General features: G+C 63.5%; 22 protein-coding genes. 12 read left to right on the top strand and 10 right to left on the bottom strand.

What is annotated here, in order from left to right; all coding sequences use genetic code 11:
• Positions 1–4: 4 nt before the first annotated feature.
• Positions 5–382: a VOC family protein gene (locus tag JG746_RS00665; protein WP_202356428.1), complete on the bottom strand. Its 378-nt coding sequence runs from the start codon at positions 380–382 to the stop codon at positions 5–7.
• A gap of 215 nt (positions 383–597) precedes the next feature.
• On the opposite strand from JG746_RS00665, the gene JG746_RS00660 reads away from it, so the two are divergent.
• Entirely contained in the window at positions 598–1,767 is a 1,170-nt protein-coding gene (locus JG746_RS00660) for an Mrp/NBP35 family ATP-binding protein (protein WP_202356427.1), read from the top strand.
• Positions 1,768–1,783: 16 nt separating this feature from the next.
• On the opposite strand, the gene JG746_RS00655 is transcribed toward JG746_RS00660, so the two are convergent.
• Positions 1,784–2,233, bottom strand: a complete 450-nt coding sequence (locus JG746_RS00655; protein WP_202356426.1) for an SRPBCC family protein — start codon at positions 2,231–2,233, stop codon at positions 1,784–1,786.
• Positions 2,234–2,382: 149 nt separating this feature from the next.
• On the opposite strand from JG746_RS00655, the gene JG746_RS00650 reads away from it, so the two are divergent.
• From JG746_RS00650 to JG746_RS00635, 4 genes are all read left to right on the top strand, one after another.
• Positions 2,383–4,188, top strand: coding sequence for an IlvD/Edd family dehydratase (locus JG746_RS00650; RefSeq protein WP_202356425.1), 1,806 nt, complete (start codon positions 2,383–2,385; stop codon positions 4,186–4,188).
• 258 nt (positions 4,189–4,446) lie between these two features.
• Positions 4,447–5,265: a chromate resistance protein ChrB domain-containing protein gene (locus JG746_RS00645; protein WP_202356424.1), complete on the top strand. Its 819-nt coding sequence runs from the start codon at positions 4,447–4,449 to the stop codon at positions 5,263–5,265.
• The gene (gene chrA, locus JG746_RS00640; protein WP_202356423.1) at positions 5,262–6,653 is read left to right on the top strand and encodes a chromate efflux transporter; all 1,392 of its coding nucleotides are present in this window, start codon (positions 5,262–5,264) and stop codon (positions 6,651–6,653) included. The genes JG746_RS00645 and chrA overlap by 4 nt, the downstream gene beginning before the upstream one ends.
• Positions 6,654–6,718: 65 nt before the next feature.
• Positions 6,719–7,117: a hypothetical protein gene (locus tag JG746_RS00635; RefSeq protein WP_202356422.1), complete on the top strand. Its 399-nt coding sequence runs from the start codon at positions 6,719–6,721 to the stop codon at positions 7,115–7,117.
• Between the two features lie 18 nt (positions 7,118–7,135).
• On the opposite strand, the gene JG746_RS00630 is transcribed toward JG746_RS00635, so the two are convergent.
• Both JG746_RS00630 and pdxR read right to left on the bottom strand, forming a co-directional pair.
• Positions 7,136–8,725, bottom strand: coding sequence for a trimethylamine methyltransferase family protein (locus tag JG746_RS00630; RefSeq protein ID WP_202356421.1), 1,590 nt, complete (start codon positions 8,723–8,725; stop codon positions 7,136–7,138).
• A gap of 191 nt (positions 8,726–8,916) precedes the next feature.
• The gene (gene pdxR / locus JG746_RS00625) at positions 8,917–10,410 is read right to left on the bottom strand and encodes a MocR-like pyridoxine biosynthesis transcription factor PdxR (RefSeq protein ID WP_010913204.1); all 1,494 of its coding nucleotides are present in this window, start codon (positions 10,408–10,410) and stop codon (positions 8,917–8,919) included.
• Between the two features lie 303 nt (positions 10,411–10,713).
• Here pdxR and pgi point away from each other — a divergent pair, with 303 nt between their 5' ends.
• Positions 10,714–12,357 carry a glucose-6-phosphate isomerase gene (gene pgi, locus JG746_RS00620; protein ID WP_202356420.1) on the top strand — a complete coding sequence of 548 codons (1,644 nt, stop codon included), beginning with the start codon at positions 10,714–10,716 and terminating at the stop codon, positions 12,355–12,357.
• A gap of 5 nt (positions 12,358–12,362) precedes the next feature.
• A complete protein-coding gene (locus JG746_RS00615; protein WP_202356419.1) occupies positions 12,363–13,085 on the top strand; it encodes an HAD family hydrolase in 723 nt (240 codons plus the stop codon).
• Here the strand turns inward: JG746_RS00615 and JG746_RS00610 are convergent.
• Positions 13,069–13,743, bottom strand: coding sequence for a class I SAM-dependent methyltransferase (locus JG746_RS00610; RefSeq protein ID WP_202359219.1), 675 nt, complete (start codon positions 13,741–13,743; stop codon positions 13,069–13,071). The genes JG746_RS00615 and JG746_RS00610 overlap by 17 nt on opposite strands.
• Before the next feature lie 74 nt (positions 13,744–13,817).
• Positions 13,818–15,896, bottom strand: coding sequence for a long-chain fatty acid--CoA ligase (locus JG746_RS00605; RefSeq protein WP_202356418.1), 2,079 nt, complete (start codon positions 15,894–15,896; stop codon positions 13,818–13,820).
• 467 nt (positions 15,897–16,363) lie between these two features.
• Between JG746_RS00605 and JG746_RS00600 the strand changes: the two genes are divergently transcribed.
• Genes JG746_RS00600 through JG746_RS00580 form a run of 5 tightly spaced genes read left to right on the top strand, consistent with a single transcriptional unit; the run spans position 16,364 to position 21,604 of the window.
• Positions 16,364–17,962, top strand: coding sequence for an ABC transporter substrate-binding protein (locus tag JG746_RS00600; protein WP_202356417.1), 1,599 nt, complete (start codon positions 16,364–16,366; stop codon positions 17,960–17,962).
• A gap of 45 nt (positions 17,963–18,007) precedes the next feature.
• Positions 18,008–19,015 carry an ABC transporter permease subunit gene (locus tag JG746_RS00595; protein WP_202356416.1) on the top strand — a complete coding sequence of 336 codons (1,008 nt, stop codon included), beginning with the start codon at positions 18,008–18,010 and terminating at the stop codon, positions 19,013–19,015.
• A 26-nt stretch (positions 19,016–19,041) separates the two neighbouring features.
• Positions 19,042–19,926: an ABC transporter permease subunit gene (locus tag JG746_RS00590; RefSeq protein ID WP_244730845.1), complete on the top strand. Its 885-nt coding sequence runs from the start codon at positions 19,042–19,044 to the stop codon at positions 19,924–19,926.
• Positions 19,926–20,771: an ABC transporter ATP-binding protein gene (locus JG746_RS00585; RefSeq protein WP_202356414.1), complete on the top strand. Its 846-nt coding sequence runs from the start codon at positions 19,926–19,928 to the stop codon at positions 20,769–20,771. The genes JG746_RS00590 and JG746_RS00585 overlap by 1 nt, the downstream gene beginning before the upstream one ends.
• The gene (locus tag JG746_RS00580) at positions 20,771–21,604 is read left to right on the top strand and encodes a dipeptide ABC transporter ATP-binding protein (RefSeq protein WP_202356413.1); all 834 of its coding nucleotides are present in this window, start codon (positions 20,771–20,773) and stop codon (positions 21,602–21,604) included. The genes JG746_RS00585 and JG746_RS00580 overlap by 1 nt, the downstream gene beginning before the upstream one ends.
• 68 nt (positions 21,605–21,672) lie before the next feature.
• Here JG746_RS00580 and JG746_RS00575 read toward each other — a convergent pair whose 3' ends face one another.
• From JG746_RS00575 to JG746_RS00560, 4 genes are all read right to left on the bottom strand, one after another.
• Positions 21,673–22,962: a cysteine desulfurase-like protein gene (locus JG746_RS00575; protein WP_202356412.1), complete on the bottom strand. Its 1,290-nt coding sequence runs from the start codon at positions 22,960–22,962 to the stop codon at positions 21,673–21,675.
• A gap of 47 nt (positions 22,963–23,009) precedes the next feature.
• On the bottom strand, positions 23,010–23,684 hold the full coding sequence (locus JG746_RS00570) for an amino acid ABC transporter permease (RefSeq protein WP_019862987.1): 675 nt from the start codon (positions 23,682–23,684) through the stop codon (positions 23,010–23,012).
• 149 nt (positions 23,685–23,833) lie between these two features.
• Complete coding sequence (locus JG746_RS00565; protein WP_202356411.1) at positions 23,834–24,631, bottom strand: ABC transporter substrate-binding protein; 798 nt, start codon at positions 24,629–24,631, stop codon at positions 23,834–23,836.
• A gap of 397 nt (positions 24,632–25,028) precedes the next feature.
• Complete coding sequence (locus JG746_RS00560) at positions 25,029–25,790, bottom strand: HpcH/HpaI aldolase family protein (RefSeq protein ID WP_202356410.1); 762 nt, start codon at positions 25,788–25,790, stop codon at positions 25,029–25,031.
• Between the last annotated feature and the right edge of the window lie 73 nt (positions 25,791–25,863).

Below are 25,863 nucleotides of genomic sequence, written 5' to 3'. Positions count from 1 at the left end.
AAGCCTATTTGTCGACGAGGTTCAGGATATTGCCGTCGGGGTCCTTGAACCAGGCGACCTTCATGCCGTCGCCGACATGGACGTCGCCTTCGAGCGTCAGGCCGGGCATCTCATAATGTTCGAAGGCCACGCCCTTCGATTTCAGCGATTTGACGACATCGCCGATCTGGTCGCCAACCGTAAAGGTCAGTGCCGTCGCCTTGTTGGTTCCGGCAAATTGCGAGTGATAGACATTGATCAGCGTGGCACCGCTTTTGTAGACAATGAGTTCGCCGCCCATGTCGTCGACCTGCTTGAGGCCTAGCGTGCCCTCATAGAATGCCTTGGCCCTCGCCAGGTCCTTGACGGCGAGATTGGCCGTTGCGTTGCTGTTTTGAAGCATGACCGTCTCCTTCCCGGATTGTCTTGTCTCGCTCAGGCAACCGAAATAGGGCGCGCTGCCCGTTTGGCCATCGGCAATTGCCGGCAGGAAGTGTCATCAGGCAAAATCCGACAGCATCGGTCGTTTTCCGTGGCACGCTGGCTAAGCCTTTGCGTCACGGCTTGGTTCTCGTTGGAAACTGCACTATCTGGATCGCAAAACGCCGAGGAAAGATCATGACCGTCACCAAGGAAATCGTCACCGAGCGCCTGAAGACGGTCAATGGGCCGGACTTCACCGGCAACATCGTCGACCTCGGGATGGTTTCGGAAATTTTCATCGCCGATTCGAAAGTGTTCTTCTCGATCACTGTTCCCGCCGCCAGGGCGCAGGAAATGGAACCGCTGCGCGCCGCCGCAGAACGGGTGGTGAAATCAATTCCCGGCGTCGCCGGTGCCGTCGTGGCGCTGACGGCGGAGAAAAAGGGCGGCGGCATGGAGGCGCCGGTCCCGGCGCGCGCCGCGCCCAGGCCGGCACCGCCGGCGGCTCCGCAGCGTCCCGCGCCGCAGGCGCCGGCCTCGCACAGCTCGGGCAAGCGCGGCGTCCCAGGCATCGAGGCGATCATTGCGGTTGCCTCGGGCAAGGGCGGCGTCGGCAAGTCGACCACCGCCGTCAATCTGGCGCTGGGCCTTGCCGCCAATGGCTTGAGGGTCGGCGTGCTTGATGCCGACATCTACGGCCCGTCCATGCCGAAGCTCCTCAACATTCACGGCCGGCCGCAGACGGTCGACGGCAAGATCCTGAAGCCGATGGAGAATTACGGCCTCAAGGTGATGTCGATGGGCTTCCTCGTCGATGAGGAGACGCCGATGATCTGGCGCGGGCCGATGGTGATGTCGGCGCTGACGCAGATGCTGCGCGAGGTCGAATGGGGCCGGCTCGACGTGCTCGTCGTCGACATGCCGCCCGGCACCGGCGACGCGCAGCTGACCATGGCCCAGCAGGTGCCGCTGGCCGGCGCCGTCATCGTCTCGACGCCGCAGGACCTGGCGCTGATCGACGCCCGCAAGGGGCTGAACATGTTCAAGAAGGTCGACGTGCCGCTGCTCGGCATCGTGGAGAACATGAGCTATTTCATCGCGCCCGACACCGGCAAGCGCTACGACATTTTCGGCCATGGCGGCGCGCGTCGCGAGGCCGAACGCCTCGGCGTGACCTTCCTCGGCGAAGTGCCGCTCGAAATGGGCATCCGCGAAAGCTCGGATGCCGGGGCGCCTGTGGTTGTCTCGAAGCCCGATAGCGCGGAGGCCAAAACCTATCGCGACATCGCCGCCAAGGTCTGGGACAGGGTCAATGAAGAGCGCGGCGCGGCCGAAGCGGCGGTGCCGAGCATCGTCTTCGAGTGAACCCGCAGCGCAACGGTCAGCCGCCGACCTTCTCGCCGAAGCTGGAAAAGAACTGTCCGGCCAGTTTCTTCGAGGTCGACTCGATCAGCCGGCTGCCGAGCTGGGCGATCTTGCCGCCAACTTCGGCCTTGGCCGCGTATTTCAGGATCGTGGCATCCGCTCCATCCTCGGTCAGCGTCACATCGGCGCCACCCTTGGCAAAGCCGGCAATGCCGCCTTTGCCTTCGCCGTGGATGGTGTAGGAATGCGGCGGCTTGAGGTTTTTCAGCGTCACCTCGCCGTTGAAGGTCGCCTTGATCGGGCCGATTTTCACCACCACGGTGGCCGCCATCTCGGTCGGCGACTTCATGTCCAGGCTCTGGCATCCGGGAATGGTCGCCTTCAAAACCTCGGGATCGTTCAGTGCTTCCCAGACTTTTTGCAGGGGTGCGGCAATGCGTTCCTCGCCTTCGATCACCAAAGCCATCAAGAACCTCCCGGAAACAATGGTACGAAGCCCTAGCGCAGGGGCGCTGTTGTGTCTATCGCACCAAAGTGCGGGTTGGGAACGCGCGTGCCCCTTGCTTGCATTGACGCGTTGTCATATCGATTTGTCATACAAATACGGAGACCGTGATGGCCGGCGCCCCCACCAAGAAGAAAAAATTCCGCTCGCAGGAGTGGTTCGACAACCCTGACAATCCCGGCATGACGGCGCTCTATCTCGAGCGCTACCTGAATTACGGGCTGACGCGTGCCGAACTGATGTCGGGCAAGCCGCTGATCGGCATCGCCCAGACCGGCTCGGATCTGTCGCCGTGCAACCGCCACCATATCGAGCTCGCCAAGCGTGTGCGCGAAGGCATCGTCTCGATGGGCGGCATACCTTTCGAATTTCCGTGCCATCCGATCCAGGAGACCGGCAAGCGCCCGACCGCGGCACTCGACCGCAACCTGGCCTATCTCGGCCTCGTCGAGGTGCTCTATGGTTATCCGCTCGACGGCGTCGTGCTGACCATCGGTTGCGACAAGACGACGCCGGCGCTGCTGATGGCGGCGGCCACCGTCAACATTCCGGCCATCGCGCTGTCGGTCGGCCCGATGCTCAACGGCTGGCACAAGGGCAAGCGCACCGGCTCCGGCACCATCGTCTGGGAATCGCGCCAGCGCCTGTCGGCCGGCGAGATCGACTATGACGAGTTCATGGACATCGTTGCCTCCTCGGCGCCCTCCACCGGCTACTGCAACACGATGGGCACCGCCACCACGATGAATTCACTGGCCGAGGCGCTCGGCATGCAGCTTCCGGGCTCCGCCGCCATTCCCGCCCCTTACCGCGAACGCGGGCAGATCGCCTACGAGACCGGCAAGCGCATCGTCGACATGGTGCATGAGGACTTGAAGCCCTCCGACATCATGACGCGCAAGGCCTTCGAGAACGCCATCGTCGTCAATTCGGCGATCGGCGGCTCGACCAACGCTCCGATCCATCTCAACGCCATTGCCCGCCATCTCGGCGTGCCGCTCGACAATGACGACTGGCAGGAGATCGGCCTCAAAGTGCCGCTCATCGTCAACCTGCAGCCCACGGGCGAGTATCTCGGCGAGGATTACCATCACGCCGGCGGTGTGCCGGCCGTGGTGGCCGAGCTGATGAAGGGTGGGCTGCTGCCGCATCCGGATGCCCTGACCGTTAATGGCAAGTCGATCGGCGACAATTGCAAGGCGGCGGTCGTCGAAAACGCCGACGTCATCCGTAGCGTCGACAAGCCGCTGAAGGTCAATGCCGGCTTCATCAACCTCAGCGGCAATCTGTTCGATTCGGCGATCATGAAGACCAGCGGCATTTCGCCGGAATTCCGCGAGCGCTATCTCTCCAACCCGAAGGACCCGGAAGCTTTCGAAGGCAACGCCATGGTCTTCGACGGGCCCGAGGATTACCACGCCCGCATCGACGATCCGGCGCAAGGCATCGACGAACACACCATCCTGTTCATGCGCGGCGCCGGCCCGGTCGGTTATCCCGGCGGTGCAGAGGTCGTCAACATGCAGCCGCCGGCCTATCTCATCAAGAAGGGCATCCATGCGCTGGCCTGTATCGGTGACGGCCGCCAGTCGGGCACGTCGGGCTCGCCGTCGATCCTGAACGCCTCGCCGGAAGCGGCAATAGGCGGCGGGCTGGCGCTGCTCAAGACAGGCGACCGCGTCCGCATCGACCTGAACAAGGGCACCGCCAACATCCTGGTCAGCGACGACGAGATCGCCAAGCGGCGCGCGGCGCTGCAGGGCAATGGCGGCTACCACTATCCGCAGCACCAGACGCCCTGGCAGGAAATCCAGCGCGGCATGGTTGACCAGTTCGACCAGGGCATGGTGCTGAAGCCGGCGGTTAAATACCAGGATGTCGCGCACACCAGGGGCGTGCCCCGGGACAATCATTGATTATTCCAAGGGATAGTCATCGATTATTCCTGGCGGCAATCACTGATGTTGGATCGGCGGCTGGCGGCCCGTGCAATCGGACCGCCAGTCGCTTTTTTCGTTTGGCGTGTAGCGTTCTGGCGGCAGTCGAGACCGGCTATCGTCCTTGACAAGCGCGCGCAACAAATCCACGATCATCACAAGGGGTGCATCGCGACGACCCCGTGAGGCGTCAGCCCAACGTTCGCGTCCAGGCTTCTCTATCAGGAGGTGGACGCCATGCCGTCAACAACCGCTATCACCGTATCGCAACTGTCCCGTCTGGTCGGCCTGCCGGGAGCCCCGGCCATCATCGATGTTCGCATCGATGAGGATTTCGGCGCCGACCCTCGCCTGCTGCCGGCCTCATGCCGGCGCGATTTCAAAACCGTTTCGACCTGGGCGCCCGATTTCGCCGGCAAGCCGGTAGCGGTCGTCTGCCAGAAAGGCCTGAAACTCTCGCAAGGTGTCGCCGCATGGCTGCGCCATGAGGGAATATCAGCCGAATCCCTGGAAGGCGGCTTCGAAGCTTGGCGCGAGGCAGGTGGGCTCTTGGTTCGCACTGAAAAATTGCCGCCCCGCGATGAAAAGGGCCGCACGGTGTGGGTGACGCGGGCGCGCCCGAAGGTCGACCGCATCGCTTGCCCGTGGCTGATCCGGCGTTTCGTCGATCCTCATGCGGTCTTCCTGTTTGTCGAGGCAGCCGAAGTGCCCGCTGTCGCCGATCGCTTTCAGGCCGTGCCGTTCGACATCGACAAAGTGTTCTGGAGCCATCGCGGCGAGCGCTGCACCTTCGACGCGATGATGGAGGAGTTCGGGCTGGAATCCACAGCGCTCGATCGCCTTGCCGCGATCGTGCGCGCGGCCGACACCGCAAATCTCGATCTGGTGCCCCAGGCCGCCGGCTTCCTGGCGGCCTCGCTTGGCCTGTCGCGGATGTTTCGCGACGACCTGGAACAGCTGGAAGCAGGCATGCTGCTCTACGATGCATTCTTCCGCTGGTGCCGCGACGCCACCGAGGAGACACACAATTGGCCCAGCGTGGGGAAACCGTCATGAGCGCCGTTTCGCCTGCACACAAATCGGGGAACGTCGAGGCGCCGGCGGCGCCGACCTTTGCCGAAGCCGTGAAGGTCTGGGCGAAGATCGGACTGCTCAGCTTCGGCGGGCCGGCCGGGCAGATCGCCCTGATGCACAGGGAACTGGTCGAGGAACGGCGCTGGATCGGCGAACAGCGTTTCCTGCATGCGTTGAACTATTGCATGCTTTTGCCTGGCCCGGAGGCCCAGCAACTCGCCATCTATATCGGCTGGCTGCTGCACAGGACCGTCGGCGGCCTTGTCGCCGGCATCCTGTTCGTCCTGCCCGGCGCGCTCGTCATGCTGATCCTGAGCAGCCTCTACGTCGTCTATGGCGACATGCCGCTCGTCGAGGCGCTTTTCCTCGGAGTGAAGGCGGCGGTGCTTGCCATCGTCATCGAGGCGGTGATCCGCATCGGGCGGCGCGCCCTGAAAAACCAGGCAATGGTGCTGATCGCGGTCGCGGCCTTCATCGCCATCTATGCATTGAATGTGCCGTTTCCGTTGATCATCCTGCTCGCCGGCCTGACGGGATGGCTGGGGGACCGCGTCGCTCCGGGCCTGTTTTCCGGCTCCGCGCATGGCAAGGACGAGATTGCCGACGTCAAGGGAGCGGTCGACCTGATGTTCGAGCGCGGCGAACTGACCCATGTCAAACCGACCAGATGGCATGCGCCGCGCACCGTCGCGATCTGGCTGCCGATCTGGCTCGGACCGGTTCTGCTGATCTGGTGGTTCACCGGCTCCGCCAGTGTGTGGACCGAGATCGGCCGGTTCTTCAGCCTGATGGCGGTCGTCACCTTCGGCGGCGCCTATGCGGTGCTGGCCTATGTCGCGCAGGCAGCCGTCCAGTCCTTCGGCTGGCTGGCTCCCGGTGAAATGGTCGATGGTCTCGGGCTTGCCGAGACCACGCCCGGCCCGCTCATCCTGGTGTTGCAGTTTGTCGGCTTCATCGCCGCTTTCCGTCACGCCGGGTCACTCAACCCGTTGCTCGCCGGATCGCTCGGATCGCTGCTGACCCTGTGGGTGACCTTCACGCCGTGCTTCTTCTGGATATTCCTCGGCGCGCCCTATATCGAGGCCCTGCGCGGCAACAGGGCCTTGTCGGCCGCGCTCGGCGCGATCACCGCCGCTGTTGTCGGCGTCATCATGAATCTCGCTTTGTGGTTTGCCTTGCACGTCGTTTTCCGCGAGGTGCACGCAGTGAGCCTCGGCATGAATGTGCCGGTGCTTTCCTCGATCGACTGGCGTGCGGCGTTGCTTTCCCTGGCCGCGATGATCGCCATCCTGAAGCTCAAGATCGGCATGCTGCCGACCCTTGCCGGATCGGCCCTTGCCGGTGTCTTGCTGCTGGCGGTTGGTGGCTAGATCTTCGCCTGCCTTTGTATTCCGCTTGCCTACCGCTTAAGTGGTTGGAAACGGATTGGAACATTATGGCGCAACGACGCTCTTCCCTCGGCTTCCTCGGCATGTTCGGACGCTCGGGCGATCTGCGGCAACTTGATGCCGCCTTGCGCGGCGCCGACCTGCATCCCGCCCTCGTGCCGGAGGGCGTGAAACTCACAATCGTCAATCTGATGAAGGATCGCTGGCCCGACGAGCCGCCCGCGGCGGCTTATCCGGACGTGGCGCGGCTGTTCAGCTATTGCATTGCCGGTCCGGAAACCTTCGAAAGCGCGCAAGGCCCACAGCAGCGTCAGGACGTCGAACGCCGGATCGAGACCGCGGTGGAAGACGGTGACAGTTTCGACGCGCAGATCGTCTTGATGGCTCTGCACGCCAAGCTTATCAGCGCCGAGGTCGTCGAGCGTTACGGGCTTAGCGCGGACTGACTTTTGTAAGGCGAGGCGCTACCCGCCCATATTGGCGCGCGGCAGCTTGATCATGTCGCCGAAGCGGGCGCGCAATTTGTCGTCGAGAAGTTTTGCGACATGGCGCGGGAAGCGTTCGGCAAGGATGCGCTTCTTCTCGATGATCGCGCGCTGCAGGATGTCGGGCCGGCCTTTCTCGTTCCATTCCTTCGGCGAAAACCGGTCGCCGACGGCCGGGTAGAAATACTCGGTTTGCATCAGCCGCAGAGTCTGCTCGTTGCCGAGATAGTGGCCCGGCCCGTTCAGGCAGACTTCGGCGATGGTGTCGATCGACAGCGCCTCGTCGGTCACCTCGATGCCGCGCACGCAGCGCAGGCAATGGCCAAGCATGTCATTGTCGATGATCAGGCTTTCCAGGCAGAAGCCGAGCAGCGAAGCATGCATGCCGGCCGATTCATAAACGAGGTTGAGCCCGGCCAGGCCGGCCATCACGTCGGTGATGCCTTTTTCGTAGCCGGACTGGATGTCGGGCAGTTTCGAATCCGTCATGCCGGCGGCCGAACCGCCCGGCAGATCGTAGAACTGCGCCATCTGCGCGCAGGCCGCGGTCAGCACCGCCTGTTCGGCCGAGCCGCCCGACATGGCGCCGGTCCGCAGATCCGACACGAATGGCCAGGTGCCGAAGATCGCCGGATGTCCCGGCTTGATGGCATTGACATAGACCAGGCCGGCCAGCACTTCGGCCACGGCCTGCACCACGGCGCCGGCAATCGCCGCCGGCGCGGTCGCGCCGGCCTGTCCGGCCGACAAAAGCAGGATCGGGATGCCGCCCTCGACGCAGGCCTCGAGCACGCCGCAGGCGTCCTCGGCGAATTTCATCGGCGGCACGACGAAGCAGTTGGAGTTCGACACGAATGGCCGGGCGCGGAAATTCTCCTCGCCGCCGGCAATGGCATAGAGCATTTCCAGCGCCGGCTGCACGTTCTCGCGCACCGTGAACGAGGTGCCGACATGCTTCGACGTGCCCATCACGCAGGCGTAGAGCGTGTTGAAGTCCATCTCGAGCGGATCGGGAATGTCGCGCGGCACCATCGGCCGCTGGAAGAAATGGATGTTGTCGAGCCCCTCGACGATGCGGGCGGCGTCATAGATGTCCTGCAACAGCGATTCGCGATATTCACGCTTCTCGACATCGACCAGATGCACGGCCGCACCGGCCGTGCCGTAATGCACGCGCTTGCCCTGGATCACCATATCGTGTTTCGGGTCCTGGCCGTGCAGGGTGAAATTGCGTGCGGCCTTCTTGATGGTGTCGAGCACCAGCGCGCGCGGGAAGCGGATGCGGCCGTCATCGCCATAGGTGGCGCCGGCCTTGGTCAGCGCCTCGATGCAGGAGGGTATGGCATTGGCGAAGCCGACCGTTTCCAGCAGCGTCAGCACCGCCTCGTGGATTCGCTCCTGGTCGTTGCCGCGCAACGGTCCGTAGCTGCCGCCCTCGAGGCCGGCGCGCACCGGCCTGATGTCGTCGGCGAGCGGCGCTGCCCGCATGGCACGGCGCGCTTCGCGTCCACCGGAGCGGCGCGAGCGCTGATCCACTGCTGCTTCCTGCTTTTCAAGAACCACTGACATGGAGGCACTCCACTTTTCTCGGAAACAGGGCGGCGGTTGGTCCACCATCGGCTGCTTCTTCCCCTTTGTGCCACGACTATGCCGCCGGCATTGGCACAGACTATGAGCCAGCCGGTCTGGTTGCATATGCCAGCGCTAAAGGAAACGGAGCCGCGATTGGGCGGCTCCGTTCAAAGGATCGGGTAGGTGGATCAGGCGGCTGCCGGTCTGCGGCCGGCCGCGGTGGCGAGTTCCCGGATGCCGGGCTCGATATGCTGCAGCGCGATCGAGGAAATGCCCAGGCGCATGAAACGCGAAGGCTTTTCGGTGCGGTCGAAGAAGCGGTCTCCCGGCTCGATGATCACGCTACGCGAGGCGGCGGCCTCGGCCAAACCGCGGGAATCGGTGCCGCGCGGCCCCTCGAGCCAGAGCGATGTGCCGCCGGCCGAATCCGTCGAGCGCCACTCCGGCAGGAAAGCGGAAATCGCATGGACCAGACGCTTGCGCCGCTCATCGAAGGCGCTCGACAGGCGCCGCACCAGGGCCTCGTGATGGCCGAGCGACAGGAAGAGCGCCACGGCGCGCTGGTTGTTGGCCGGCGGATGACGCAGCATGAAGCGGCGCAGCGCCCTGAGTTCCGAGATTAGTCCAGCGGAGGCCACGATGTAGCCAAGCCGCAGGCCGGGAGCCAGCGTCTTCGACATCGAGCCGACATAGACGACACGGCCGGAACGGTCGAGGCTCTTCAGCGCCTGCTGCGGCGCCTCGTCGAGAAGCTGGCTGTCATAGCCGTCCTCGATGATGATCTGATTGTGCCGGTTGGCGCGCGCCAGAAGATCCTGCCGCCGCTCGGCCGACAACGGCACCATGGTCGGGCAATGATGGCTGGGCGTGACAAAGACGAAGCCGGAATCATTGGGGATAGAAGAGGTTACGATGCCGGACTGGTCGACCGGCACCGGCTGGATGTCGGCGCCGGCAAGCCGGAAGATCGAGCGTGCGTCGGGGTAGCCCGGATCCTCCATTGCCACCTTCGAGCCCTTGGTCATCAGCAGCGAAGCCAGCATATAGAGCGCGTTCTGGGCGCCAAGCGTGACGATGATTTCGTCCGGATTGGCGAAGATGCCACGCCGCGGCAAAAGCCGCGCCTGGATCTGCTCGATCAGCAGCGGATCGTCGCGATCGACCATGTCGGACGCCCAGTTGCGGATTTCGAGCACCGCGAGCGCCATGCGGTTGCATTCGCGCCACTCGGCGGTCGGGAACAGCGCAGGATCGAACTGGCCGTAGACGAAGGGATAGGACGACTTGATCCAGTTCTCGTGCTTGGCCGGCGGCGGCATGTCGCTGGCGGCGATCTGCCGGCGTGCCTTCCAGTCGATCTCATTGGCCTGGTCGGGCGCCTTCTGGTGCGGCTTGGCCGGTGTTGCCAGCACGTCGGGATTGACGAAATGGCCGCGCCGCTCGCGCGCCACCAGGAAACCCTGGTCGACGAGCTGCTGGAAGGCCAGAACCACCGTCCCGCGTGCGACGCCAAGCTTTTCGGCCAGGATGCGGCAGGAGGGAAGCGGCATCGAAGCGGCGATCTGTCGGTCGAGAATGGCGGCCACGATGGCCTGGCGGATCTGCGCCTGCAGGGTTTGGCCGGATTCGGCCGAAATCCGGAACAGGCCGGACCATATGGCCGTGTCGTTGCGCTGTGGCATGGGAGATCTTCCTCGGATGGCCAGCAATTTTCATTTGGCTGGACCAGTCGAGTGTATGGGTGGCACAAGGGGTTGCGCCAATCAATTTTTCTGATCTTTGGGATTTATGCCAGTGATCCTTCGACCGAAATCGGGCTCCGTCGCCGCCCGGAGTGACACATTGTGTCATCGCATCGTGATGCGATGCGGCATCGCCGCGTATTGACCGCACGGAATTCGGCTCAATAGGTTTGTCGCGACGACACGCGCCGGAAACATCCGGTCTGATAAAGTACGTCGAAAAACGCCAGGAGCCTCCCGCCAGTGGATAAGTCAGCCTTCCAGAAACAGCTTGCCGCCTTGCGCGATCATCGCGCCGCGGCACCTGGCAGCATGCGCCAGGCCTTCGCCGCCGATCCACGGCGTTTCCAGACATTCTCCGCCAGCGACGGCGACCTTTTGCTCGACTGGTCGAAATGCGCCGTTGACGCAACCACCATGGATTTGCTGGAAAAGCTCGCCGGCGCCGCTGATCTCGAAGGGCGGCGCGCCGCCATGTTCGCCGGCAAGAAGATCAACATCACCGAGGACCGCGCCGTGCTGCACACGGCGCTGCGCAATCTCAGCGGCAAGGGCGTCACGGTCGATGGCCAGGACGTCAAGGCCGACGTCCTTTCCGTGCTCGACGCGATGGGCGCCTTCGCCGATGCCATCCGCTCCGGCAAGGCGCCAGGCGCCACCGGAAAGAAGATCACCGATATCGTCAACATCGGCATTGGCGGCTCCGACCTCGGCCCGGCCATGGCGACGCTGGCGCTGGCGCCCTATCATGACGGGCCGCGCGCGCATTATGTCTCCAACATCGACGGCGCCCATATCCATGACACGCTGAAGGGCCTGTCGGCGGAAACCACGCTGTTCATCATCGCCTCCAAGACCTTCACCACGGTCGAGACGATGACCAACGCGCAGACGGCGCGCGACTGGGTGCAGAAGGCGCTCGGCAAGCAGGCGGTCGGCAAGCATTTCGCCGCCGTCTCGACGGCGCTCGACCTTGTGGCCAAGTTCGGCATCGAGCAGGACCGCGTCTTCGGTTTCTGGGACTGGGTCGGCGGCCGCTATTCGGTCTGGGGCGCGATCGGCCTGCCGGTCATGATCGCCATCGGTCCAAGGAATTTCCGCGCCTTCCTCGATGGCGCCCATGAGATGGACGAGCATTTCCGCACCGCGCCGCTCACCGCGAACCTGCCGGTGCTTCTGGGGCTGGTCGGCTGGTGGCATCGCGTGATCTGCGGCTATCCGGCCCGCGCGGTCATCCCCTATGACCAGCGCCTGTCCCGGCTGCCGGCCTATCTGCAGCAGCTCGACATGGAATCGAACGGCAAGGGCGTCACCCTTGACGGCACGCCCGTGGCGACGCCGACCGGGCCGCTGGTCTGGGGCGAGCCGGGCACCAATGGCCAGCACGCCTTCTTCCAGCTTCTGCACCAGGGCACCGACCTCATCCCGGTCGAATTTCTCGCCGCGGCCGTCGGCCATGAGCCGGAGCTCAAGCATCAGCATGATTTGCTGCTCGCCAATTGCCTGGCGCAGTCGGAAGCACTGATGAAGGGCCGCACGCTGGACGAGGCGCGCGCGCAGATGCTGGCCAAGGGCATGAAGCCGGCCGATGTCGACAAAATAGCGCCGCACCGTGTCTTCTCCGGCAACCGCCCTTCGCTGACCATCCTCTATCGCAAGCTCGACCCGCGCACTTTCGGCCGGCTGATCGCGCTCTACGAGCACCGCGTCTTCGTCGAGGGCACGCTGTTCAACATCAATTCCTTCGACCAGTGGGGCGTCGAGCTCGGCAAGGAACTGGCGACCGGCCTGCTGCCTGTCGTGGAAGGCAAGGAAAGCGCCGCAAACCGGGACGCCTCGACCAGGGGCCTTGTGGAACGCATCCACCAATTGCGTGGTTCGGAGTGACTGATTTGGCAGACATCAAAGGCATATTGTTCGACAAGGACGGGACACTTGTCGACTTCAACGCCACCTGGCTCGGCGTTGCCGACTTCATGGCCATGGACGCTGCCGACGGCGATCGCTGGAAGGCCGACAGGCTGCTGGCGGCCGCCGGCTTCGATTTCGCCAACCGCCGCTTCAAGCCCGATTCGATCTTTGCCTCGGGCACCAACATGGATGTCGTCGAACTGTGGTTCCCGCGCCTGTCCGACGAAGACCAGATGCTGGCCGTCGCCCGCTTCAACGAGATCACCTCGGTGCAGGGCTCGGCGATGGCGGTGGCGCTGCCGGGCATCGTCGACACGCTGGCAACACTGCACAAGCGATCCTACCGGCTTGGCGTCGCCACCAACGATTCCACCAGCGGCGCGGAAAAGACCTTGGTCACGCTGGGCGTCGCCCAACTGTTCGACGCCGCCTATGGCTATGACGCGGTGGCCAACCCCAAACCCGCGCCCGACACCATCCAGGCCTTTTGCGACCTTACGGGCCTGAAGCCGGCGGAGATCGCCATGGTCGGCGACAACCGCCACGATCTCGAAATGGCGCGCGCCGGCGGCTGCGGCCTGGCGGTGGGCGTGCTCTCCGGCACCGGCACGCGTGAATCGCTGGCCGGCATTGCCGACGTCGTTCTCGATTCGGTTGCCGACCTGCCGGATTTCCTGTCGGCACGGGTCAAGGAGACGGTTTGATCGCTCCCGCCGGCGCGGGTTCCGTATCAGCCTCGAAACGAAACACGCCGCTCGGCTTCAGTGCGGCGCCTTTCGCGTCGCCGAAATCCGGCACCGGATATTCCGCAAGCAGCCGCAGCCGGGACAGCGGCAGGTCGTGGCGTCGGGGATCGCCGACCAGCACCTCGATGCCGGCTGCCAGGCAGCGATCGAGGAACGGGATAACCCGCAGGGCAACCTCGCGGCTGTAGAACACGTCGCCGGCAAACACGAGGTCGACCGGCGGCGGCGGACCCGTGGTGATGTCCTTGTCGACAATGTTGATGGCGACGCCGTTCGCCGCCGCGTTGAGGCCGATCGCGGCCACACCGTTGCGGTCGATCTCGGCAGCAGTCACCTGGCTTGCGCCGGCCTTCGCGGCGGCGATGCCGACGATGCCTGAACCAGCACCAAGGTCGAGCACGCGGCGGCCCGCCACCATCTTTGGATGATCGAGGATGTGGCGTGCCAGCACGGCGCCGCCGGCCCAGGCATAGGCCCAGTAGGGCGGCTGCGGTTCGGGCGCGTCGTCGTCCGCGTCAGCATCGTCTTCAGGGTCGACGAGGCGCCTCAGCCCGCTGCCTGGGTGGGCTGTGTAAAGCCGGATTTCGGCAAGCGCGGGCACCGGCACAAGGCGCATGTTCGCCTTGATGAAGCCCGTCGGGTCGAGGCGCGGGCTGCCCGGCGCCTCGTCGCCGAAGGGATGATCCTTCACTAGGCGCGCAGCGCCCGCCGCAGGATCTTGCCGACCGGCGTCTTCGGCAATTCGGTCCTGAACTCGATGTATTTGGGCCGCTTGTAGCCGGTCAGGTTCTCGCGGCAGAAAGCGGTGATGGCTTCCACGGTCAGGGCTGGATCCTTCTTGACGATGAACAGCTTCGGCACTTCGCCCGAATGCTCGTCCGGCACGCCGATCGCCGCCACTTCGAGAACGCCCGGATGCATCGCCACGACCTCCTCGAGCTCGTTCGGATAGACGTTGAAGCCCGAGACCAGGATCATATCCTTCTTGCGGTCGACGATCTTGGTGTAGCCGCGCTCATCCATGAAGCCCATGTCGCCTGACTTGAAGTAGCCGTCCTTGGTCATCACCTTGGCGGTCTCGTCGGGCCGGTTCCAGTAGCCCGCCATCACCTGCGGTCCCCGGATACAGATTTCGCCGACCTCGCCCAGCGGCAGATTGTTGCCGTCGTCGTCGCGGATGGCGATTTCCGTCGAAGGCAGCGGCAGGCCGATCGTGCCGGTGAACTCGCCGGAGCTGAACTTGTTGGCCGTCGCCACCGGGGATGTTTCCGAGAGGCCGTAGCCTTCGGTGACAGGGCAGCCGGTCAACGCCTTCCAGCGTTCGGCGACGCCCTTCTGCACCGCCATGCCGCCGCCCAGCGTCAGCACCAGCGGCTTGAAGTCGAGCTTGCGGAAGTCCTCGTTGTTGAGCAGCGCGTTGAACAGCGTGTTGAGGCCGGGAAAGATGTGGACCGGATACTTCGCCAGTTCCTTGACGAAGCCTGGAATATCGCGCGGGTTGGGAATGAGCACGTTGCGGGCGCCTTGCTGCATGCCCATCAGCGCGTTCACCGTCAGCGCGAAGATATGATAGAGCGGCAACGCGCAGATGAAGTTCGGGTGCGCGGGTTTCGGCTTGATCGTATAGGCGTCCTCCATCCACTGCGCATTCTGCACGACATTGGAGAGCACATTGCTGTGCAGCAGCGTGGCGCCCTTCGACACACCCGTGGTGCCGCCCGTATATTGCAGGAAGGCGACATCGTCGGCTGCAACCTTGGCCGGCTTGAAGCCAAGGCCGGCGCCGGCCTTCATCGCCGCATTGAACTTGACATGCCCGGGCAGCGACCATGCCGGCACCATCTTCTTCACGCGGCGTACGACGAAGTTGACGATCGTGCCCTTGAGGCCGAGCATGTCGCCCATGGCCGCCACCACGACATGCTTGACCGCGGTCCTGGCGATGACCGCCTGCAAGGTGCTGGCGAAATTTTCCAGGATGACGATGGCTTGCGCGCCGGAATCCTTGAGCTGGTGCTCCAGCTCGCGCGGCGTGTAGAGCGGATTGATGTTCACCACGACATAGCCGGCGCGCAGGATGCCCATCATCGCCACCGGATATTGCAGGACGTTGGGCATCATCACGGCGACGCGCGCGCCCTTTTGCAGCCCCTTCGATTGCAGATAGGCACCAAAGGCCGCCGACAACTGCTCGACATCGGCGTAGCTGATCGATTTGTCCATGCAGGTGAAGGCCGGCTGGGCGGAGAACTGCTTGCAGGCGGCGACCAGGAAATCGCCGATCGAACTGTAGGGCAACGCACCGATCTCGGCCGCAACATTTTTTGGATAGCTCTTGAGCCACGGCTTCTCGGGCAGGCCGGCGGCAAGTTCCGTGAGTGCCTTCGGCAACCGCTTGTTGGCAGCCGTCGCCGGTTTCGTTGTCGGCGCTGCCTTCGCCGGCGATGCGGCCTTCGTTGCCCCAGTCTTTGCGGGAGAGGTCTTTGCGGGAGAGGTCTTTACGGGAGAAGTCTTTGCCGGAGCAGCCTTCGCCGGAGTCTTCGTCGCAGAGGTCTTCGTCACGGAGGTCTTTGCCGGGGCGGCTTTCGTTGCCGGCTTCGCAACCGCCTTGGCGGTGGCCGCCTTTGCCGCCGGTGCCGTCTTGGCAGACTTTGCGCGTGTCCCGGCGGTCGCGGCCTTGGCGCCAGCTTTGCCTTGCCCGTCGGCGGCGGCTGGTTTCGAGACTGCCTTTGCCGACGCTTTCACCGGCGCCTTTGATGCTTTTGCCACCCGTTCCTCCCTAGCAATTCCTGTTCGCCCGTTCTGGTCGCCCATGCCGCGCCCGCCTCCGAATTGACAGAGACGTCCTCCGTGCCGCCAGCATATCCATCTATGTATTGCCTCTATCGGCGGTGGTGCAAGTCTTGCCCCTGCGGCAAGGCGCCGAAAGATTTGCCGTCGAAAATCTTTCCCGCCGGCGACACTTGAAACCGGCATGTTTCCGCATCGATGACCGGGTGAAGGCAGGCGCGGCGTCCATGTCGCCAGATGCCGGATCAATAAAAAAATGCGGTCGTTAATAATCTCGTGAATGGAAAAAACTGCTAATTTTTTCTGCCGTTTAGCAAAATGGCGGATTTTTTTCCTGCTTCCCGCGGGGTAAGCAAACGGGGTGTTCCAAAGCCGGAAAAACGGTGCTTATATGCGCGCTTCGCGAGCCTGATAGAGGGGCTTGGAAGAACATCAGGGAGTGCTCAATGAAAAAGAAACTCGCTTTTGCGGCCGCGTTGCTGGCCGCAAGCGTCCTGGGCGGCATGGCCAATGCAAAGACGCTCGTCTATTGCTCGGAAGCATCGCCTGCCAATTTTGATCCGGGTACCACGACCGGCGGCAACGACTTCGATGCCTCGTCGCGTACCGTCTATTCGCGCCTGGTCGAGTTCAAGCATGGCGGCACCGAGGTCGAGCCCGGCCTTGCGGACAAGTGGGAAATCTCCGACGACGGCCTGGTCTACACCTTCCACCTGCATCCGGGCGTGAAGTTCCAGACCACCGACTATTTCAAGCCGACGCGTGACCTCAACGCCGACGACGTCATCTTCTCCTTCGACCGCCAGTTCAACAAGGAAAACCCCTGGAACGGCGACAAGTATTTGCCGAACCTGACCTGGGACTATTACACCGGCATGGACATGCCGAAATATGTCGCCAAGTGGGAGAAGGTCGACGACCTGACCGTCAAGCTGACGCTGACCGAGCCGAACGCGCCGATGCTGGCCAATCTTGGCATGGACTTCGCCTCGATCGTGTCGAAGGAATATGCCGACCAGTTGGCGAAGGACGGCAAGATGGCCGACTTCTCGACCAAGCCGATCGGCACCGGCCCATTCCAGTTCGTCGACTACCAGCTGGATTCGGTCATCCGCTATGCGGCCAACCCCGACTACTTCAAGGGCAAGGAAAAGATCGACGATCTCGTCTTCGCCATTACGCCCGACGCCACCGCCCGCACTCAGAAAGTGCTTGCCGGCGAATGCGACATCGCGCCCTATCCGAACCCGGCCGACATCGCTTCCATCAAGGCCAACAAGGACGTGACCCTGATGGATCAGGCCGGCCTGAACATCGGCTATATGAGCTACAACACCACCATCCCGCCGCTCGACAAGCCTGAAGTGCGCCACGCGCTCAACCAGGCGATCGACCGGGAATCGCTGATCAAGTCGCTCTTCCAGGATGCCGGCGCCACGCCTGCCGAAAACCTGATCCCGCCGACCATGTGGTCGTGGAACAAGGATGTGAAGACCGACGCCTACAATCCGGATGCGGCCAAGAAGGTGCTCGAGGCTGCCGGGCTGAAGGAAATCCAGCTCTGGGCTTCCGATCGCGTTCGTCCCTACAATCCGAACTTCCAGCGCGCCGCCGAACTGATCCAGGCCGACTGGGCCAAGGTCGGCGTCAAGGCGGAGATCGTCAACTACGAGTGGACCAAGTATCGCTCGGAAGGCAAGAAGAAGGACCGTCCCGGCGCGTTCCAGATCGGCTGGACCGGCGACAATGGCGATCCGGACAACTTCTTCGCCACCCTGTTCGCCTGCTCGGCCATCGGCGTGTCGAACTACTCCAGCTGGTGCGACAAGGACTTCGAGGATCTGATCCAGAAGGCCAAGAAGACCAGCGACCAGGCCGAACGCACCAAGCTCTATGAGCAGGCGCAGGTGATCTTCGCCAAGGAGGCGCCCGCCTTCCTGCTGGTCCATAGCCAAGTCTATGCGGTCGTGCGCAACAATGTCAGCGGTTTCAAGATGGATCCGCTCGGCATTCACCGCTTCGACGGCGTTGACAAGGCCGAATAAGACTATAGAGCGGGGCGGCGCAATGAGGCGCCGCCCCCCTACATCATGCTGAAATATATACTCCACCGAATTGCACTTTTGATCCCGACGCTTGTCGGCATCACAATCTGTGCCTTCGCCTTCGTCAGGCTGCTGCCCGGCGATCCTATTCTTGCCATGGCCGGCGAACACGGCGTGGCGCCGGCGCGTTACGAAGAGCTCAAGGAGCAGTTCGGCTACAATCTGCCGATCTGGGAGCAATACACGCGCTATGTCGGTGCAGTCGCCAAAGGCGACTTCGGCGTTTCCATTTCATCCAAGCGCCCGGTGCTCGAAGAGTTCAAGACGCTCTTCCCGGCGACGCTGGAACTGTCGTTTTTCGCCATGATTTTCGCCATGGTGCTCGGCATCCCGGCCGGCATCTTCGCGGCCGTCAAGCGCGGCTCGTGGTTCGACCAGTCGCTGATGGGCACCGCGCTCGTCGGCTACTCCATGCCGATCTTCTGGTGGGGTCTGCTGCTGATCATCTTTTTCTCCGGTTATCTCGGCTGGACACCGGTTAACGGCCGCATCGACCTGCAGTACTTCTTCAAGCCGATCACCGGCTTCATGACCATCGACACCTTGCTCTACGGCAAATGGGACGCGTTTCGCTCGGTGTTGCGCCATCTGGTGCTGCCGACAATCGTGCTCGGCACCATTCCGCTGGCTGTGATAGCGCGCCAGACGCGCTCCGCCATGCTCGAGGTGCTGGGCGAGGACTATGTGCGGACGGCCCGAGCCAAAGGGCTTTCGTCGGCCAGGGTCATCGGCGTGCATGCTCTGCGCAACGCGCTCATTCCGGTGGTCACCACCATCGGCCTGCAGGTTAGTACGCTGCTCGCCGGCGCCATCCTTACCGAAACGATCTTCTCGTGGCCCGGCATCGGCAGATGGATGGTCGAATCCATTTCCAAGCGCGACTATGTCGTCGTGCAGTCCGGCCTGCTGTTGATTGCCCTTATCGTCATGGCCGTGAACCTGATCGTCGACGTGCTCTATGCCGTCATCAACCCACGCATAAGGGCGGCGTGATGAGCCAGTCGAGCGAAATCGCCCCGATGGCCGCCGGCAACCCGGATCGCCTCACCGGCCTCAAGACGTTCTGGTACTATTTCTCGGTGAACCGGGGCGCCGTCATCGGCCTGTTCGTCTTCATCCTCTTGGTGCTGGCGGCGCTGTTCGCGCCGCTGCTGGCGCCCTACGCGCCTGACGTTCAGGACAAGACCGCATTCCTGCGGCCACCGGCCTGGCAGGACGGCGGCTCAACGCAATATCTGCTCGGCACCGACCCGGTCGGGCGCGACATCCTCTCGCGCCTGCTCTATGGCGCACGCTTCTCGCTGCTCATCGGCGCGGTCGTGGTCTCGCTGGCGCTCGCCGGCGGCATCACGCTCGGCCTGCTGGCCGGCTATTTCCGTGGCTGGGTCGACGTGGCGATCATGCGCGTCATGGACCTGATCCTGGCCTTCCCGTCGCTGTTGCTGGCGCTGGTGATGGTCACCATCCTCGGCCCCGGCCTGTTCAATGCGATGCTGGCCATCGCGCTCGTCCTGCAGCCGCATTTCGCGCGCCTTGTGCGCGCCGCGGTGATGGCCGAGAAGAGCCGGGAATATGTCGTCGCGGCGAAGGTCGCCGGCGCCGGGCATCTCAGGCTGATGCTTCGCACCATCCTGCCCAACTGCCTCGGGCCGTTGATCGTCCAAGGCACCCTGTCCTTCTCCAACGCCATCCTGGAAGCCGCCGCCCTTGGCTTCCTTGGCCTTGGCGCGCAGCCGCCGACGCCGGAATGGGGCACCATGCTTGCCACGGCGCGCGAATTCATCCTGCGCGCCTGGTGGGTGGTGACCTTCCCCGGCCTTGCCATCCTCATCACCGTGCTTGCCATCAATCTGATCGGTGACGGCCTGCGCGATGCGCTCGACCCGAAACTGAGGAGGTCGTGATGGCGCTGCTCGACATTCAAAATCTTGTCGTCGAGTTCCAGACCGCATCCGGTTCCTTCCGCGCCGTCGACGGCGTCTCGCTCCATGTCGACGAGCGCGAAGTGCTGGCGATCGTCGGCGAATCCGGTTCCGGCAAGTCGGTCTCGATGTTGGCGGTGATGGGCCTTTTGCCGTGGACGGCCAAGGTCACGGCCGATCGCATGAGCTTCAATGGCCGCGATCTCCTGAAGCTGAGCCCGGCCGAGCGGCGCAAGATCGTCGGCAAGGACATGTCGATGATCTTCCAGGAGCCGATGGCCAGCCTCAATCCCTGCTTCACCGTCGGCTTCCAGATCGAAGAGGTGCTGCGTTTCCATATGGGCATGGATGGTGCGCAGCGCCGGCAGCGGGCCATCGAACTCCTGAAGCAGGTCGGCATTGCCGAGCCGGCGGAAAGGCTGAACTCGTTCCCGCACCAAATGTCGGGCGGCCAGTGCCAGCGCGTCATGATCGCGATCGCCATCGCCTGCAATCCGAAGCTTCTGATCGCCGACGAGCCGACCACCGCGCTCGACGTCACCATCCAGAAGCAGATCCTCGATCTCCTCGTCTCGCTGCAGGCCAAATACGGCATGGGCCTGATCATGATCACGCACAATATGGGCGTGGTGGCCGAGACCGCCGACCGCGTCATCGTCCAGTACAAGGGCCGCAAGATGGAAGAGGCCGACGTGCTGTCGCTGTTTGAATCGCCAAAGAGCAATTACACCCGTGCGCTCCTGTCGGCGCTGCCGGATAACGCCGTCGGCGACCGGCTGCCCACCGTTTCAGACATGCTGTTCGAACCGGCCGCCGGAGTCGCCTGATGAGCATCAAGGTCGTTGAAGGCAAGGACATCAAGCGCGACTATCACGTCGGCGGCGGCCTGTTCCGCGGTTCGCGCACCGTGCATGCGGTCAAGGGCGTCTCATTCAGCGTCGACAAGGGCAAGACGCTCGCCATCGTCGGCGAAAGCGGCTGCGGCAAGTCAACGCTTGCCCGCATCATCACGCTGATCGATCCGGCGACTTCGGGCGAGCTGTTCATCGACGGCAACAAGGTCGACATCGCCAAGGACGGCCTGACCAAGGAGATGCGCCGCAAGGTGCAGATCGTGTTCCAGAATCCATACGGCTCGCTCAACCCGCGCCAGAAGATCGGCGATGTGCTGGGCGAACCGCTGCTCATCAACACCGGCAAGCCGGCCGACGAGCGGCGCGACCTCGCCATGAAGATGCTGAAGAAGGTCGGCCTCGGACCCGAACACTACAACCGCTACCCGCATATGTTCTCGGGCGGCCAGCGCCAGCGCATCGCGATTGCCCGCGCGCTGATGCTCAATCCGAGCTTGCTGGTGCTCGACGAGCCGGTCTCGGCGCTCGACCTGTCGGTGCAGGCGCAGGTGCTGAACCTGCTTGCCGACCTGCAGGACGAGTTCCAGCTGACCTATGTCTTCATCAGCCACGATCTGTCCGTGGTGCGCTACATCGCCGACGATGTGATGGTGATGTATTTCGGCGAGGCGGTCGAATACGGCTCGCGCGACGAGGTCTTCTCAGACCCCAAGCACAGCTACACCAAAACGCTGTTCGCCGCGACGCCGCGCGCCGACGTCGCCTCGATCAAGGCGAGGCTGGCGAAGAAGAAGGCGGCGGCTTAAAGCCGGGGCGCCACCTGCCCCTTGTGGGGAGGCCGGACCGAAGGTCCGGGTGGGGGTAAGCGCCCAAGCTACGACAGCTTCGCGATAATCGCGCGCAACGCCTCGCCGAATTTATGCACTTCCTCAACCGTGTTGTAATGCACCAGCGACGCGCGGATGGCGCCGCTGTCCATCGACAGATTGAGGCGCTTCATCAGCCGCGGCGCGTACATGTGGCCGTCGCGGATACCGATCTGCATCTCGGCCATTTCCTCGACGATCCGCTGTGGTGACAGTCTGCCGATGTTGAAGCAGAAGGTCGGCACGCGCTCGTTGATGCGGGCCTCGTCGGCGACGCCATAGATGGTCGCGCCGCAACCTTTCAGCACGGCAAGCATCTCGCGCGCCAGAAGCAGCTCATAGTCGCGGATGGCGCCCATGCCGGCGACGATGTTCTCGCGCCGCGAGCGGTTGTTGGAAGGGGCCAGATTGCGACCGATCAGTTCCAGATACTGCACGGCCGCATCCATGCCCGAGACATTCTCGTAGATGAAGGTGCCGGCCTCGACCTTGTAGGGCGGCTCGTCGGGGATGAAATCCTCGCGGAACGTCGGCAGCCGCTTCAGTGTGTCGAAGCGGCCCCAGAGAAAACCCATATGCGGCGAGAAATTCTTGTAGCCGGAGCAGACGAGATAATCGCAGTCCCAGGCCTGCACGTCGATCAGCCCGTGCGGACCGTAATGCACGCAGTCGAGAAACACTTCCGCGCCGGCCGCATGCGCGATCTTGGCCACGGAGGCGACATCGACGATCGAGCCGATCGAATGCGCCGTCACCGTGCAGGCGACAAGGCGGGTGCGGTCGGAGACCAGGGGCTTGAGATCGTCGACATGCAGATTGCCGTCCTCGCGCATGCGCCACCACTTGAACTTGGCGCCGGCGGATTCCAGCGCCAGCCAGGTGGCGATGTTGGCGTCGTGGTCCATGTCGGTGATGACGATCTCGTCTCGCCCCCCATCTATCTCTTTGGCGAGCATCTGGCCGATGCCCAGGCTGACCAGGCGGATGAACGAGGTGGCGTTCATGCCGAAGCAGATTTCCGCCGGGCTGTAGGCGTTGATCAGCAGCGCCACGCTTGCCCTTGCATCGGCGACCGACTGGTCGACGGTGACGCTGCGGCCATAGCGGCCGCCGCGCTGGACATTGTGTGAAACCAGATGGTTGGTCACCGCGTCGAGCACGCTCTGCGGGATCTGCGCGCCGGCGGCATTGTCCATGAAGATGAAATCGCCGGCCCGCTGCAAAGCGGGAAACATGGCGCGGATGCTGTCGACGGGGAACGCCACGGCGCTCGCATTGTCGGTCTGGTGCTTGTTCACGGATAGCTCCTGCGAAGAATTTAGCGGGTGGAGATTGATTGGCGAGATCAGCGCGCCTTCTCGGTCTTGAAGCGGTCTTCAAGCAGGCTGACGAGGCGAACCATCGGCCAAAGGAAGATCAGATAGACAAGGGCCGCGCCGATCAGCGGCGAGGGGTTGGCGTAGAGCGACTGCGCATTGGTCGCTTCCTTCAACAGTTCCGGCAGCGCCACGGTGGAGGCGAGCGAAGTGTCCTTGAACATCGAGACGCAATTGCTGGTCATCGGCGGGATGACGACGCGGATCGCCTGCGGCAGCACCACCTTGCGCAAGGTCAAAAGGAACGGCAGGCCAAGCGCCTGCGACGCCTCGAATTGGCCTTTCGGAATGCTTTCGATGCCGGAGCGGAACACTTCGGCCGAATAGGCCGACATGATGAAGGCGAAAGCCGTCACGGCGGACGCCCAGGACGACAGGCGGATGCCGAGGAAGGGCAGCGCGTAATAGATCAGGATCAGCACCACCAGCACCGGCAGCGCGCGGAAAATGTCGGTGTAGCCGACCGCCAGCCAGCGCACCGGCTTCGGCGCATAGAGCCGCAGCAGGCTGATCACCAGGCCGATGGGAATGCCGATGCCGATGCTCAGAATGCCGAGCAGCAGCGTGTTCAGGAAACCGCGCAGCAGCGCCGGCAGGCTGGACATGATGACATCGGGATTGAAGAAAGTGTCGATCAGCGACATGGGGCGTTCCCGCACCCCGGAGCAGGGGTGCTCAAGTTAAAACCAATCGACCGCGCCTATGGCGAGACGGTCCGCGCGGCAGCGGCGCCGAAGCGTGAAATGAATCGTGCCGGCCTGGAAAGCCGGCACGATTTTCAATGCATCGCCGCTCAGGCCTTCGGCAGCGGCATTTCCTTGACCGTCGAGGAATCGGCCGGCGCGTCGCTGCCGAACCACTTCTTGTGGATCGCGGCCAGCGTGCCGTCCTTCTTCATCGCCGTCAGCGCATCGTTCAGCTTGCCGAGCAGCGGATGGTCCTTGGTCATCATCAGGCCGTACTGTTCGCCGGTCTTGATGCGCTGCTTGACCTTCAGATCCTTCATCTTGGTGAAGGAGTATTCCATGCCCGGAATGTCGCTGACAGCGGCATCGACGCGGCCGGCGCTGAGGTCGAGCAAAAGGTTCTGCTGCGTGTCATAGCCCTTCACGTCGCTGAAGCCGTCGGCTTCCTGATGTGCCTTGACCCAGGTTTCGCCAGTCGAGCCGGAAAGCACGCCGACAATCTTGCCCTTGAGGTCGGCCTCGGCGTTGATGGCGCTGTCGGTCTTCGTCGCAATGCCCATGTCGGAATCATAATAGGGCTGCGTGAAGGACTGCGACTTCAGCCGCTCCGGGGTGATGGTGATCGACGAGATGGCGACATCGATGCGCTTCGACGTCGTGGCGGCGAACAGCGCCTGGAAGCCGAGATCGGCGATGTCGGTGGTCATGCCGATGCGCTTGGCAGCCTCGTTGACGATGTCGACTTCAAAGCCCTCGAAAGTGCCGCTCTCGTTTTTGTACTCGAAGGGCGGATTGGTCGGGTAGGCGCCGACATTGAGCACATCGGCGGCGTAGGCGGTTGCCGGGCCGGCGGCGATGCCGATGGCGGCGGCGAGCAGGATGAGATTGCGACGTGACAGCTTCATGGTGTTCCCTCTGGGGTATTCCCTCTGGTTGTTGATCGGGCGGGGCTCGCCCCGCACGGTTTCTTGCCGTCCCGCCTCCCAGCGGGGCGTCAATTCATGGCAGCGACCTGCGCGCGTGGCCGGCGACGGTCTCTGTATGCGGATCATGGATTTGGCCGCGCACGCCATGGAAAGCAGAGCGCGCGCTGGATGATGACTGGGGCAGCATGAACGACAAGGACTGAACCCCCCGAAGCACCACGATGGACTGGCCGGCACCCCTGCGGCACGGCCGCCGTCATCGATCTTGAATGCTTATCCAAAGTGGGACGGTTTTCAAGGCGAAAGTTTTAAGCTTAAAAAGCTTGGCTTGCGTGTTGCTCCGGCGATACGCCTTTTTTGTCGGGCCGTGCCTGCCTCAAGCCAATTCGTCGCGTGCCGCGGCAGCGTTGGCCGCGGCCCCGGCGCCCAGAAACATCGTGTCGCTGGCCAGCACGAAGAAACTCGCGCCGATGGCCGCCCACCGGCCTACGGCCTGTGGGCTGGCGCAAAATATGCCTGATGTCTTGCCGTGCGCGATCGTGGCAGCAATGATCGTCCGGATCGCCGCATTGAGCTTGTCGGCGCCTTGCGGTCCGATCGCGTCGATCGACACCGAAAGATCGCCGGGGCCGACGAAGATCACGTCGACGCCGTCGACCGCCGCGATCGCGTCGATATTGGCCAGCCCCTCCGCTGTCTCGACCTGGACCGCGACGACGGTCCTGTCATTGGCGCCGGCTAGATATTCGGGAATGCGATAGCCATAGCCGGCGGCCCGGCCGGGTCCGACGCCGCGCCCGCCCAGCGGCGGATAGCGCGAGGCTTTGACGGCCATCGCTGCCTGGGCGGCGGTCGAGACGCGCGGCACCAGCACGCCTTGCGCGCCACTGTCCAGCGCCGCCTGGATGGCTTCCGGCGCATGGCCGGGAACCCGCACCATCGCCGGCACGCGGTGAACGTCGGCCGCACGCACCATGGTCTCGATCATGTCACGCGAGATCTGCGCATGCTCCCAGTCAATGCAGAGGAAGTCGAGACCAGCCAGCGCCATCACTTCGACCGCGACCGGATGGGGAATGGCGGCAAACGAACCGACGAGGTTTGCTCTGCCGACGCATTTCTGGCGGAATTCGCTCATGCCGTTCCCCTTTTTGTCTGGCCCCGAATTCATATCCGCAATCGCCGGCGAGGCGAAGCTATTTCAGGCTTGA

It is taken from the genome of Mesorhizobium sp. 113-3-3, from assembly GCF_016756495.1.
Classification (GTDB): Bacteria; Pseudomonadota; Alphaproteobacteria; order Rhizobiales; family Rhizobiaceae; genus Mesorhizobium.
The sequence above is the reverse complement of the archived record's forward strand: the minus strand, read 5'-3'. Positions and strand labels throughout refer to the sequence as shown.